Annotated in this window: 13 protein-coding genes; 8 read left to right on the forward strand and 5 right to left on the reverse strand. The window is 48.9% G+C overall.

Annotated features, from left to right (window positions below; translation table 11 throughout):
* The first annotated feature begins 151 nt into the window (after positions 1–151).
* From WA407_RS17240 to WA407_RS17260, 5 genes are read left to right on the forward strand one after another with little or no spacing between them, the layout of a single operon-like run.
* Positions 152–826 (forward strand): response regulator transcription factor, encoded by a 675-nt coding sequence (locus WA407_RS17240; RefSeq protein ID WP_061831149.1) that lies wholly within the window; start codon positions 152–154, stop codon positions 824–826.
* Positions 826–2,256, forward strand: a complete 1,431-nt coding sequence (locus tag WA407_RS17245; RefSeq protein ID WP_336077871.1) for a HAMP domain-containing sensor histidine kinase — start codon at positions 826–828, stop codon at positions 2,254–2,256. The genes WA407_RS17240 and WA407_RS17245 overlap by 1 nt, the downstream gene beginning before the upstream one ends.
* A gap of 59 nt (positions 2,257–2,315) precedes the next feature.
* Positions 2,316–3,233, forward strand: a complete 918-nt coding sequence (locus WA407_RS17250) for an ABC transporter ATP-binding protein (protein WP_250267284.1) — start codon at positions 2,316–2,318, stop codon at positions 3,231–3,233.
* Positions 3,230–3,946, forward strand: coding sequence for an ABC transporter permease (locus WA407_RS17255; RefSeq protein WP_336077873.1), 717 nt, complete (start codon positions 3,230–3,232; stop codon positions 3,944–3,946). Before WA407_RS17250 ends, WA407_RS17255 begins: the two co-directional genes overlap by 4 nt.
* The gene (locus WA407_RS17260; RefSeq protein WP_336077874.1) at positions 3,946–4,674 is read left to right on the forward strand and encodes an ABC transporter permease; all 729 of its coding nucleotides are present in this window, start codon (positions 3,946–3,948) and stop codon (positions 4,672–4,674) included. Before WA407_RS17255 ends, WA407_RS17260 begins: the two co-directional genes overlap by 1 nt.
* Positions 4,675–4,745: 71 nt before the next feature.
* On the opposite strand, the gene WA407_RS17265 is transcribed toward WA407_RS17260, so the two are convergent.
* Positions 4,746–5,702 carry an L-lactate dehydrogenase gene (locus WA407_RS17265; RefSeq protein WP_235307056.1) on the reverse strand — a complete coding sequence of 319 codons (957 nt, stop codon included), beginning with the start codon at positions 5,700–5,702 and terminating at the stop codon, positions 4,746–4,748.
* A 535-nt stretch (positions 5,703–6,237) separates the two neighbouring features.
* Between WA407_RS17265 and WA407_RS17270 the strand changes: the two genes are divergently transcribed.
* The 3 genes from WA407_RS17270 (at position 6,238) to WA407_RS17280 (ending at position 8,257) form a co-directional block, all read left to right on the forward strand.
* Positions 6,238–7,059 carry a MerR family transcriptional regulator gene (locus WA407_RS17270; protein ID WP_336077875.1) on the forward strand — a complete coding sequence of 274 codons (822 nt, stop codon included), beginning with the start codon at positions 6,238–6,240 and terminating at the stop codon, positions 7,057–7,059.
* A 144-nt stretch (positions 7,060–7,203) separates the two neighbouring features.
* Entirely contained in the window at positions 7,204–8,025 is an 822-nt protein-coding gene (locus WA407_RS17275) for a serine/threonine protein kinase (RefSeq protein ID WP_336077876.1), read from the forward strand.
* Between the two features lie 112 nt (positions 8,026–8,137).
* A complete protein-coding gene (locus WA407_RS17280; RefSeq protein WP_013369112.1) occupies positions 8,138–8,257 on the forward strand; it encodes a hypothetical protein in 120 nt (39 codons plus the stop codon).
* 178 nt (positions 8,258–8,435) lie between these two features.
* On the opposite strand, the gene WA407_RS17285 is transcribed toward WA407_RS17280, so the two are convergent.
* The 4 genes from WA407_RS17285 to WA407_RS17300 form a co-directional block, all read right to left on the reverse strand.
* A complete protein-coding gene (locus WA407_RS17285; protein ID WP_061831157.1) occupies positions 8,436–8,621 on the reverse strand; it encodes a hypothetical protein in 186 nt (61 codons plus the stop codon).
* A 92-nt stretch (positions 8,622–8,713) separates the two neighbouring features.
* Positions 8,714–10,261 (reverse strand): gluconokinase, encoded by a 1,548-nt coding sequence (gene gntK, locus WA407_RS17290; protein ID WP_235307059.1) that lies wholly within the window; start codon positions 10,259–10,261, stop codon positions 8,714–8,716.
* Positions 10,262–10,302: 41 nt separating this feature from the next.
* Complete coding sequence (locus WA407_RS17295) at positions 10,303–11,664, reverse strand: GntP family permease (protein ID WP_336077878.1); 1,362 nt, start codon at positions 11,662–11,664, stop codon at positions 10,303–10,305.
* Positions 11,665–11,796: 132 nt separating this feature from the next.
* The gene (locus WA407_RS17300) at positions 11,797–12,492 is read right to left on the reverse strand and encodes a GntR family transcriptional regulator (RefSeq protein ID WP_061831159.1); all 696 of its coding nucleotides are present in this window, start codon (positions 12,490–12,492) and stop codon (positions 11,797–11,799) included.
* Positions 12,493–12,513 lie beyond the last annotated feature (21 nt).

Genomic DNA, 12,513 nt, shown 5'->3' on the forward strand with positions numbered 1-12,513 from the left:
CGGGTAGTCCTCCTTTTTTCACGAGCATTCGAATTTGAAAATGTGAAGCGTATGTCGTATAAGGTAGTTATTAACCTTTTTAAGTGGGTCATGTACCATAAATGCTATAATGCCCATTACATAAAAGAAAAACGATAAGTAGGTGTCTATTATGAAAACAAATGTGCTATACATCGAAGATGACCAGGATATTGGTGCTTGGACGCATCAGTATTTGGAAGAGCGGAATTACGCTGTAACCTGGCTTCGCAGCGGGGATGGGGCTGTGGAAGCAGCCCGTACGTGCCAACTCGTGATTTTGGATGTGATGTTACCTGGTCTGGATGGATTCACCATGGGGAAGCGGCTCAAGAAAGAGTACCCGGAGCTTCCCATTCTCATGTTATCTGCCCGTACATCCATTGACGATAAGCTGCAAGGACTGGATTTCGCCGACGATTATGTAACCAAACCCTTTCACCCGGACGAGCTCATAGCACGTATAGAGATTTTGCTGCGCCGATCGGGAACCGTGCCCGAAGAATCTTTACAACTGGGGCATCTCTCTGTGTTCTCTCCTGATAACCGTATTGTGAACCGTGATACCGGGGAGGAAATTACACTGACAGGCAAGCAATATCACATTTTTGCTTATTTGCTGCGGCATTTGGGCCAAATTATGACGAAAGAGCAAATGTATGAAGCGGTGTGGGGAGATCCATATATCGACGGAGACAAAACTTTAATGGTCCATATCCGACACCTTCGCGAAAAGCTGGAGATCGATCCTGCGGCACCCCGCATCATTGAGACGATCCGTGGTGTAGGATATCGGGTGAAAGCATAATGAGCAGGACGCGCAAAAATTGGAGGAGGCTGCACCCCAGCTCTAGGCCAGGTCAGGGAGGTCGGTTTCGCAGTTCACTGTTGTTCCGTTATCTGGTCATTATTGTGGTTGCTATGATGCTGTTGCCCATTGTGTTGCCTGCTACAGCCTTGATATATAGCGTGTTATTGAATTGGGGGACGGAGCTCAAGCCTAAAAACGCTTACTATCCCTCTACCACCCATACCGAAAATAGCTGGCATCGCGAAGCTGTAGCTTTGAAGGGAGCCACACCAGAGCAAATCTCAGCCCATCTGCGCAAAATACAACAAGATATGTTCCCTAACTCACAAATATTTTGGGTGGATACCGCAGATAAAACAAGGTTGGAGTTACCGACACAACCTAACATGCCAAAACAATGGAACGCTGCGCAGGCTATAGCTTTTATGAAGCAAGCAAGCTATGAGGGGCCGTTTACGGTAGTAGCCTTTATTGGCGGGGGCAAGAATGATGTAAATCAGGGCTATATGGTGTTAAAAGTGCCCCGTTCGTTCTTTGAACAGCCACCTACAGATAGTAGCATGTTCATGTACTATCTCTTTTTTATCGTATTGGTTTTGGGCGCTTTTATATTCGTATCTCTTCTGTTTTTTGGAGGCATTCGGCGTAGACTGTTGCAGCTTCAGGCCGCCATGTCGCAGCGAGGAGAGGATGGCTTGCCTATTCTTGTTACCACTGGACACCCAGATGAAATCGGCAAGCTGGAAGAAGCATTTAATCAGATGGTTGAGCAGTTGGCGGAAAGTCGGGGACGTGAGCGACAAGAGGAAGAGCTGCGGAAGAGACTGGTCGCGGATCTGTCACACGATATTCGGACGCCGCTTACGGTCGTGCGTAGCCATCTGTATACACTAGATGGTGAAAATCTAAGCAGCAGAGGGAAACAGTCGATTACACTGATGGAAAACAAGCTAAAAGACCTTGGGAGTCTGATCGACAATCTGCTCACCTATAATCTGCTAGCTAGTGGAAAATACACTATGAATAACACATCGCGTGATATCTTGCGGCTAGTGCGGGAGTGTGTAGCCAGCTGGTATCCGGTGTGGGAAAAGGAGGGTTTTGAAGTGGATATCGACCTGCCTGAGCATAGTATGGTGTGGAATGTCGATGAGCAAGGCTTCCGTCGTCTGCTGGACAATCTCTTTCAAAATGTAGTTCGCCATGCTGCCGCAGGCCGATATATCGGTGTTCAAGTACAGAAAGATAATGGGACAGAGGCATTGATTATCACAGATAAAGGGCCCGGTATGGAGCAACAGTCCAGTGAAAAAGGCGCAGGGATTGGTTTGGCGATTACAGAACTGCTGGCTCGCGAAATGAATTTGGAGAGGGAGATTATCAGTTCATCAGCCGGGACCCGAATCCGTTTTTTAAACAAAACTTAAACTCAGAGTTCCCTTGGCTTTAAACTTGGCACGTTACGATAGGTGTCGAGGTGAGGAACTTGAACGAATACATTATTGAAACGAACAGTCTCAGCAAAATATACAAAGGCCGCGCGGCGGTTAATCAGCTGGACCTGAAAATAGCTCGAGGAGATATTTACGGATTTCTGGGTCCGAATGGAGCGGGGAAAACGACAACAATCCGCATGCTGCTTGGACTTATTCGCCCAACTCGAGGAACGATCCGTATATTCGGCAAAGATATTCGCAGACATAAGCTCGATATTTTGCGTAAAGTCGGCTCGTTGGTGGAGTATCCTTCGTATTATGGTCATTTGAACGCAATTGAAAATCTGGAGGCCATTCGCCGTATTTTGAATGTACCCAAGCAAAACATTGCGGAAGTGTTAGAGGTCGTCCGACTGACCAAGCATGCCAAACGTCCAGTCAAAGGCTACTCGCTGGGCATGAAGCAGAGACTGGGTATTGCAGCAGCCCTGCTTGGGAATCCCGAAGTACTCATTTTGGATGAGCCTACGAATGGTTTGGACCCGGAGGGTATTCAGGAAATGCGCACATTGATTCAGGCGATGCCCGAGCAACGGGGGATCACCGTACTGGTATCCAGCCATCTGTTGAGCGAGGTAGAGCATATGGCGAATACCGTGGGTATTATCCGTGAAGGAGAGTTGGTCTTTCAAAACACGATTCATAATCTCCGTCAGGAATCCGCAGGCGGGATTCGGATCGTAGTGTCGGAACCGGAAGCAGCCCAGTTGATTGCGCGTGAGCAGGGCTACCATTCAGTGAAGGACGGATCGGCGCTGGATTTCGAGAACATGAATGATGCGGCTGTTGCGCTGCTGGTCAGAAGATTGGTCGAAAATACGCATGCCGTATACCGTGTGGAGGAACGCCGCAAATCGCTGGAGGATATGTTCATGCAGGTAGTGGGCAAAGGAGGGGCTTCCTTATGATGCTGCGAGCGCTCACGGCGGATCTGCTCAAAGCACGCAGAAAGGGAATCTGGTTCTTGGTGTTCCTCGGTCCCCTAGGGCTGGTAGCGATGCAGGGACTGAACTTTGGGCTCCGCTATGACTATCTGATTCCGCGATACAAGGGGCGTTTATGGGAAGGCTTGATGGATAACATCGCTATTTTTGTCCCCCTTGCGCTGGTATTAGGAGCCACGATGGTCGCTTCCATGCTGGCGAATGTGGAACATTCGTCTAACTCTTGGAAGCAGCTGCTGGCTTTGCCTATTTCCAAATTTAGTGTTTATATGGCCAAGCTGACGCTAGCGATCGGGATGCTGTGCGTGTCCTGTCTACTCCTGACGGTCGGGACTTGGGTGTTGGGAATGATTCTTGGCTTTGGGGGAGAGCCTGCACCCGTAGGGGAACTGCTACGACTCGGGTTTTGGCCCTTGGGCGGCACGCTGCCTATGCTCGTATTATTGTTGTGGTTAACGGTCACGTTCCATAATCAGGCGCTGCCTGTAACACTGGGCATTACGTTAGGCATCGGCAGCTTGTTTGCTTCACAGCTGTCCGAATGGTTTCCGTTGGCCTGGCCGCAATTCGCATGGGTTGCACCTCAAGCGTGGATGTTTGCGTCCGTCGGGTGCGGAACGGGCATACTTCTCAGTCTGCTAACAGCGGCCCATTTTAGCCGAAAGGATGTGGCGTAATGTTCGGAGGATATATACGGCTGCTTTCTGTTGAACGTATGAAAATGGCCAAATCGCCCGTCTGGCTGCTTGCGCTCGTCAGTCCGGCGATTGCCGTCCTGATTGGCATGCTGGCGAATCCGGGAGGGAACTGGCTGTTGCTGTTGACTGCCATGCTTACATTACATGCCATGCTGTTCATGCCGATGCTGACCGCCGTATTTGGATCTCTAGTCTGCCGATTCGAGCATGGGGGCGGCGGTTGGAAGCAACTCATGTCATTGCCATTGTCCCGCACCAGTCTGTATGCGGCCAAGTTGACCATCATTATGGCCTTGGTCGGATTGACTCAGTTATTGTTCGGAGGAGCGCTGCTGGGTGTTGGAGCTGTGCAGGACATGAACGGACCAATCCCTTGGGCCGTGATCGCTCAAAGTTTGCTCGCAGGCTGGGTAGCCTGCCTGCCGCTGGCTGCGTTGCAGTTGATGGTGTCCTTCTTGTGGTCCAGCTTTGCCGCACCGCTTGCGTTGAATTTCGTCTTCACCGTGCCGAATATTCTGGTCGCCAATTCTCAAACCTACGGTCCGTACTATCCATGGACACAGCCTTTATTGGCGATGATGCCGAGTGGAAGAGACAACTTCGGGGCGTTCATGGTGCCAACTGACACACTGTTGACGGTTATAATAGGTAGCTTTGTCGTATTTACGTTGGCGGGACTGACCGTATTTCGTTATAAAGAGATATAGGGCGAAATACGGGGACTGCAAAAACTCCTTATCCTCAATGAGGGTAAGGAGTTTTTTACTGTGCTATTGGTTTACACTAAGCCTGAAATGGCACGGATATTATTGCTGATAAGGTGGCAAGAGGCGTCGAACTTCGCTTGTTCTTCCGGACTTAGCTCTAGCTCGATGACCTCTTGAATTCCTCTGCTGCCGATAATCGCCGGAACGCCCGTGCAGACATCGCTGTGCCCGTACTCGCCGTCCAATACAGCAGAGACCGCTATAATTTTACCATCATCATTTAAAATGGAACGGGTAATGTACGCCAGCGCATTGGCAATACCAAAATAAGTGGCCCCTTTGCGGGTGAAGATCTCCCAGCCTGCATCCCGAGTTTTACGGGCAATGTCGTCCAGATCGACGTGGCTGAATCGTTCCTTATGCTGACGCAAAATGTGTAAGAGCGGCTTGCCGCCAATCGTGACGTGTGACCAGGCGACGAATTGGGATTCGCCATGCTCCCCAAGAGCATACCCTTGTACGCTACGCGGATCTATGGAAAATACTTCAGAAAGCAACGTCTTAAGTCGGGATGAGTCAATGGAGGTGCCCGTGCCGATCACCTTGTTGCGCGGCAGACCGGATATACTTTGTACCATATACGTTACAATGTCGACAGGATTAGCGGCAATGACGAATATACCGTCGAAGCCACCCTCCATAATCGCTGTTACAATCTCTCTGGTAATAAGCACTGCGTTGTCCAGCACAGATAGGCGGTCTTGCCCCGGTTTAGGGTTGGCACCAGCCGTTATAATCACAACGTCCATATCCGTGCAGTCTGCATATGTGCCGGCACGCACCTTGGTACGTGTGGACGTAAAATCCATACAATGGGACAGATCCAGTGCATGGGCCAAAGCCCGATCATACGTGCGGTCAATCATCATGATCTCATCACAAATGGACTGATTAACCATTGAGTAGGCACAGCTCGAACCGACCATTCCCGCGCCGACAATAGCTACTTTCCTTGCCTTCCCCTTCATCTATGTTGCCTCCTCGTTCCAGCGAACGTTAATATGCTACAAATTATGCCTGAAATACATTTTACGTTACATAACATAACATATTGCTGATCTTTTGAAAATATCCATTTTTTTGCCTCCATTCCGGGAAATTATAAATAAACTGTGAATAGAGGTTTCTTTAGGATTAATCATAGAATGAACGTGAATTATCAATACTTTTACTGGAAGATAGGAGAGCATGTTTCAATTTATATTTAAGGTAAATTCTGTGCAAATTATAACATGAACTATGTTGATGGAAGGAATAGTGCCATGAAAATAATGAAAGTGTGACATTTATGTGACGTTCTTTAAAGAGTTTCAAGGACATACTTGAACGGAAGTATGCTTTGCAATGTCGTTTCTTGTATATCTACAAATATTCCGTTATGACAAAGGTTCTTAGCAGTCTGCAATATTAGAACATTTTTGCCAAAGGGTTTCCAATGGATTTCGCGAATTCTACATATACAAGCTTATTTCTTTCCATACCATCCGGGGAGGTAATGATTAAATGGAAGAAAGCAAATCGACGACGGAAGCAGCAAAACAGTTGGGAATCGGGGCGAGTACCCTTCGTAAATATGCAGCGGCGCTGGAGGAGCAGGGGTATGTGTTTCAGCGTTCCGCGAATCAATCGAGGATGTTCAGTGCTGAGGATGTTGAGTGCTTGAAGGTGATGCGGAGGGCGTTGCGTGAGCAGCATATGACGATGGAGCAGGCGGTTCAGGTGGTGCTTGAGAGAGTGACCGCTCCCTTTCAAATGGAGGATGAAGAATTCCGCTTGCCACCCATCTCGGATGCTGAGTCACTAACCGCAACCTGGGAAGAAATAATGGCGGCGGCTGAGGGCAGGGAAGAGACGGTCATACAGGCGCAAGCAGCTGCTACGGTAGAACTGACAGAGTTACAGGATGAAATGAATGCTCAGGAACTGTCAGAGGAACCTATGCAGTTACAGGCGCAGGAAGAGTTCCAGACTTTGGAACCAACTATTGAGTATAGATTGGAGCAAGCACCTGCATCCGTACAAACGCGGGAGTCCTTAGAGCCGCAAGAACTGGCGCAGATGCAGGACATGGTGCAAACTGCATTGTCGGAAATGCGGAGCCGTTTGGAGGAGCTGGAAGCAGAGCATAGCCGTTTGGTGGAAAAGAATATCAGCCTGTCTAATCAACTGGAGGATCAAAAACGCTGGATGAAAGAAAAGGTTGACGAGGAACGAGACCGGCAGCTAATTACTAATTTGCGTACCTACCAGGGCAGGCAACGCAAATCGCGCGGTTCGTTGTTGTCCTGGCTTGGTCTGACACCGCGCAGACGCAGAGAGGCATAACCAGCATCTTCCCTGATAAAGACCATCAGACCTTCCCGGTTCTGATGGTCTTTTATCGTGGATGGTATAATAACGGAATACAAGAATACGAGAACAAGCCGCATAAGGAACGTTGCTGTGGCTTGTAGAGGAAAGGATATAAGTATGTTTGCTTGGTTGCGGAACGCATATGAATCATGGATGGACTATCCGAAACAGCCTGGCGATTTACTGAGCGGACGTTATGATGTTCGTTCGCTTTTAGGCATGGGGAGCTATGGTCTAACCTACCTCTGTCTGGATCGGCACAGCGGACAAGAGGTGGCAGTGAAAATGCCCAGACCGAGCAAACGGGCGAAGGCAGTTCAGCTATTGCAGCGCGAGGCTCATATTATGCAGCAGATGGAACACCCCTATATTCCGAAGCTGCTCGAAATTGTCGAACATTCGAACGGAATAGTTGTGGTTATGGAATACATCTCCGGCATGACGTTGGAGGAGCTTATATTTGAACAGGAGCGTTCCTTTACGGAACAGGAATGCATTGTCTACATTTTGGAGTTAATGGAGCGAGTTCTGCATGTGCATGAACGGGGCTATATCCATCGGGATATCCGTATTCCCAATGTGCTTCACCATGAGGGGAAGCCTTACCTGATCGACTTTGGTCTTGCTCTGGCGTTGGGAGAGCGACAGGAGGATGTATTTACCGAATCCATGCTGGAAAAGCGTGCACCTGAGCGACAAGATGTCGCCGTCTACAGCGATTTGTACGATGTCGGACATTTAATGCTTTTTATGCTATATAGCAGTTACGAGCCTCAACCGGATCAACCGCCGGCAAGCTGGCAGGAAGAATTGAAGCTGAGTTCACCTGTGCGTCACATGCTGGAGCGTCTTTTTCAGATTCGGCCACGTTATGAGAATAGCCGACAGTTTATGCAAGAGCTGGAGGAAGCATTGCTGCTGCTTGAGGTTAACCCATAACGTCCCTAAAAATAAACAGGCATTCGCCGCAAAAATGGGGGAATGCCCCCCTTACGCATTTGACCATGTCTACATACAATGATCCTGTAAATGAGCGAAGGGAGTGTTGTAAATGAGTCATATGTGTGGAGTAGGCGGTATGGGTTGCGGCGTAGGAGCATGGACCTCTGTAGGAGCGATTCTGGTTCTGTTTATTTTGCTGGTGATCATCTCTAAAACCCTGTTTCTGTAATTTCGGTCTTGGCCGATTTCCTGTAAAATGCACAGATGTTGCCCTGCATAACGAAGGGCGCACAACAATAAAGCGAAGGCCCTTGAGATAAGTAGGGTCTTCGCTTTATAGGGTTTGAGGAGCCTGTGGCATGCTTCTTGTGTTACGCTCTATTCCGTCGCTACTTCTTGTTGTTTGGCTAAGAACTGGAGTAATGACGGCGTTTATCTTTGTAATAGCGGTGTCCATTGTGGCTATTCTTGTAACCGTCTGAAGAAGAATGACGTTTACGTTCACGTTCATAATAACGGTCTGAGCTGCTGTATCGCCGCTTATGAGAATGAGAGGTGGAATGTAGCAGGCGGTGCAGTAATTGTTTGAGCATCGTCTAATCCTCCTTCTTACCCTGCCCAACTGACATAGACAGGTTTTTATAAAACGGTAATACGCAGCAGCGTTAGAACAGGTTTCACTAATTTAGGATTGTAGGGACTTGGCCTGAAATTCCGCAATATCCTTGAATTCTTCTTCGAATTTACGTGAAATGCGGATATAAATCGGCAGTAAATCGCGATAAATATCCACGTGTTCTGCTACAGGTTTGTGCTGGTGAGTGGTGCCGATCATACCGGACACAGCATCCAGCGAATCAATCCGTCCCAGTGCGTACAAGCCCAGAATAGCTGCGCCCAGACATGAGCTTTCCAGACTTTCGGGGATAATGACCTCCTGATCGAAAATATCCGCCATGAGCTGTCTCCATAGCTCCGAGCGTGCAAATCCACCAGTGGCGTGAATGACTGACGGTCTGTCGATGACTTCTTCCATGGCGAGCATGACGGTATACAAATTGAACAGCACACCCTCTAGAGCGGCGCGAATCATATGCTCTTTTTTGTGACGCAGGGACAGACCGAAGAAGGAGCCACGAGCATTCGGGTCCCACAGGGGCGCACGTTCACCGGATAAGTACGGAAGAAAGAGCAGACCGTCGGAGCCAGGACGTACCTGTTCAGCAATTTGGGTCAGCACATGATATGGATCAAGTCCCAGTCGCTTGGCCGTTTCCACCTCGGAGGCTGCAAATTCATCCCGGATCCAGCGGAAGACTATACCTCCGTTGTTTACCGGGCCGCCGATGACCCACAGCTTTTCCGTCAAGGCGTAACAGAAAAATCGCCCTTTGGCATCCGTGAGCGGCTTATTAACTACGGTACGGATGGCTCCGCTGGTGCCGATGGTAACAGCGACAACTCCAGGTTTGATCGCATTCACACCGAGGTTGGACAAGACACCATCGCTGGCCCCGATCACAAAAGGAGTCGTCTTCAGTAGGCCCATGTCATGCGCATAGGTCTCATCCAGCCCTTTGAGCACATGAGTTGTCGGCACCAGCTCGGATAGCTGCTCCTTCGTCACACCTGCAAGGTGCAGCGCTTCCTCGTCCCAATCCAGCTGCTGCAAATTCATAAGTCCGGTTGCAGAGGCGATCGAGTGATCCACGACATATTGGTGGAATAACCGGGCAAAGATGTACTCCTTAATGGAAATGAATTTATACGTCTGGGTCGCAACATCCGGTAAATCCCGCGTAATCCACATTAGTTTCGTTAGCGGTGACATGGGATGGATGGGCGTTCCGGTGCGTAAATAAATATCGTGTCCGTTGTATTCATGTTTGAGCGCTTCGGCCCATTTGGCGCTACGGTTATCTGCCCAAGTGATGGAGGCGGTCAGCGGCTTGCCGTTCTTATCCACCGCCAGCACACTGTGCATGGCCGAACTGAAGGAGACGAACAGCACATGCTCGGCTGACACTCCGCTTTGTTTCATGACCTCTTGCACCGTCGTCACGACAGCTTTGAAAATATCTTCCGGGTCCTGTTCTGCCGCATCCGGCTCAGGTGTATGGAGCGGATAGCCCACATGGTGCTGGGCGGCAATATTGCCGTTTTCTTCGAAAAGCACCGCTTTGGTACTGGTCGTACCGATATCGACGCCGATCATATATCGGGTGTCTGTCATATTCAATCTCCCCTTCACTTACCGTTATTAGCTCATTATCGTTAAATTAACACACTCAGCAGCATAATCAAACCGAAAGCGACCAGGGAGAGGATGGTTTCCATAACGGTCCATGATTTTAGAGTCTGCGGAACCGTCATATTGAAAAATTCTTTAATCATCCAAAAACCGGCGTCATTCACATGAGACAAGATCAGCGACCCTGCTCCTGTAGCAAGGACGACCAGTTCGACATTCGCGCCGGGTGTAAGTGCCAGTACAGGTGCGACAATACCGGAGCCTGTCGTCATCGCGACTGTCGCTGATCCAGTGGCTACACGAATGAGCGCAGCGACCAGAAAAGCAAATACAATCACATTCATATGGGCTCCTGTAGCGACTGCTGCAATGGCCTGACCTACACCGCTGTCGATCAATACCGTTTTAAATGCACCGCCGCTCCCGATAATTAAGATAATTGAGGCTGTTGGTGCCAGACATTCACTGGTAAAACGGGACAAATCCTCTTTCTTTAGACCACGTGCATAGCCTAGCGAGAAAAAAGAAAACACGGCCGCAATCAGCAATGCCATAACCTCATCACCAATGAATTTGAAAAATACAGTGAGCGGATGTGTATTGGCCGGGTCTACGATTTCAGCGACTGATCCGCTAAGCATTAGAATAACAGGTAATAAAATGGTGAACAGAGTAATCCAAAAAGGAGGCAGCGACCGTCCCGTCGTATTTCTGAACTGCTCATCCAGCCTCTCGGAAGGTCTGACCATGATTCTTTTGCCAATCCAAGCGCCGAAGACCGGGCCTGCAATAATGGCGGATGGAATGCCCACGATGAGTGCATATCCTATCGTGCGTCCAATATTGGCGTTAAAGGCTTCAAACGCGATCATCGGAGCCGGGTGGGGTGGCAAAAGGCCGTGTACCGTCGATAGTCCTGCCAGCATCGGAATACCGATTTTCAGCAGAGACATATTCATTTTACGGGCAACCGTGAACAGAATAGGAATTAATAAAATAATACCAACCTCAAAAAATACGGGAATACCCACGATAAAGCCTACAATCATCATCGCCCAATGAACGCGTTTTTCACCAAAACGATCCATCAGTGTGGTCGCGATGCGTTCGGCACCGCCGGATTCTGCCATCATTTTACCGAGCATGGTGCCTAAACCGATCACGATGGCGATGGAGCCGAGCGTACTGCCGAGCCCTTTGGTGATGGAGGCAGTAACTTCATGTCCCGGCATCCCGTTAACCAGTCCGAGAAATACCGACGAAAGCAGCAGTGAAACGAAGGGATTCCATTTGAATTTGGCAATCAGCAAAATCAAAAGAATGACGGTAACTAGCGCCCATATGAGCAGGGACGCGTTATGACTCAAGCCGAGTAATGTGTTCATGAAGTAATGCCTCCTTATTTATATATGTGTAGCTAAATGTATACTTGTCGACAACTTTAATGTAAAAGAGAACCGCGCCAGCAAGAAACGCATGAAGCGCGGTACATCGGCTCTTTGTCACGCATGTTGCGGCTAGGACGATGTCTTTCTGTAGGGAGATAAGACGCTGTCGTTAACCGCGTTGCGGGTATCTCGGTAATGATCCTCAATAAATCCCGATAACTCCTGAGCATTCCCTTGACTTAAAGCGTTTGCAAAGGTTCGATGTTTGTGAATCGTGACTTGTGATTCTTCGATGTTAGACGCAAATCGTTGTTCTGTCGCAGCTAACATGACCGTCAGGATTAGCTGTCTCATACCATTCCAGGTATGAAGAATACGGGTATGGCCTGCTTCCAGAACCAGAGCCTCATGAAAATTAAAATCCTGAAGAGAAAATTCAACGACATCCCTGTACTTGAGAGCGACTTCCATTTTGTCAATCATCTGATTCAAAACAGTCACCAATGTGGCATTATCACTATGTACATACCTTTGTACAACAAAATGCTCAATCAGCATTCGCACATCGAATAGCTCCTCCATATCACTGGGTGTCATGCCAACGACAACCGCCCCCATGCGCTCTAAACGGATCAGTCCTTCGCTCGAGAGCGCCTTCAAGGCTTCACGCACCGGAGAACGACTGGTACCAAAATCGGCAGCAATCTGATTCTCAGATAGAACAGTGCCTGGCGTCTGAATACCCCGTATAATCTGAAGCCGAAGTTCACAAGCAATCCTTTCCCCAAGCGATGCGCCCTGTAACCAGGTTGTTGGATATTTCATAGGATACTCCTATCTTGGAAA

Origin of the sequence: Paenibacillus sp. 203 (assembly GCF_037027525.1) — a bacterium.
Taxonomy (GTDB): Bacteria; Bacillota; Bacilli; order Paenibacillales; family Paenibacillaceae; genus Paenibacillus; species Paenibacillus polymyxa_B.

What these genes read in the sequence shown, in the direction of transcription:
- WA407_RS17245 (WP_336077871.1), top strand. Translation starts at nt 826, where the DNA reads ATGAGCAGGACGCGCAAAAATTGGAGGAGGCTGCACCCCAGCTCTAGG.
- WA407_RS17295 (WP_336077878.1), bottom strand. Translation starts at nt 11,664, where the DNA reads ATGAACACATTACTCGGCTTGAGTCATAACGCGTCCCTGCTCATATGG.
- WA407_RS17270 (WP_336077875.1), top strand. Translation starts at nt 6,238, where the DNA reads ATGGAAGAAAGCAAATCGACGACGGAAGCAGCAAAACAGTTGGGAATC.
- WA407_RS17265 (WP_235307056.1), bottom strand. Translation starts at nt 5,702, where the DNA reads ATGAAGGGGAAGGCAAGGAAAGTAGCTATTGTCGGCGCGGGAATGGTC.
- WA407_RS17275 (WP_336077876.1), top strand. Translation starts at nt 7,204, where the DNA reads ATGTTTGCTTGGTTGCGGAACGCATATGAATCATGGATGGACTATCCG.
- WA407_RS17260 (WP_336077874.1), top strand. Translation starts at nt 3,946, where the DNA reads ATGTTCGGAGGATATATACGGCTGCTTTCTGTTGAACGTATGAAAATG.
- gntK (WP_235307059.1), bottom strand. Translation starts at nt 10,261, where the DNA reads ATGACAGACACCCGATATATGATCGGCGTCGATATCGGTACGACCAGT.
- WA407_RS17285 (WP_061831157.1), bottom strand. Translation starts at nt 8,621, where the DNA reads ATGCTCAAACAATTACTGCACCGCCTGCTACATTCCACCTCTCATTCT.
- WA407_RS17280 (WP_013369112.1), top strand. Translation starts at nt 8,138, where the DNA reads ATGAGTCATATGTGTGGAGTAGGCGGTATGGGTTGCGGCGTAGGAGCA.
- WA407_RS17300 (WP_061831159.1), bottom strand. Translation starts at nt 12,492, where the DNA reads ATGAAATATCCAACAACCTGGTTACAGGGCGCATCGCTTGGGGAAAGG.
- WA407_RS17255 (WP_336077873.1), top strand. Translation starts at nt 3,230, where the DNA reads ATGATGCTGCGAGCGCTCACGGCGGATCTGCTCAAAGCACGCAGAAAG.
- WA407_RS17240 (WP_061831149.1), top strand. Translation starts at nt 152, where the DNA reads ATGAAAACAAATGTGCTATACATCGAAGATGACCAGGATATTGGTGCT.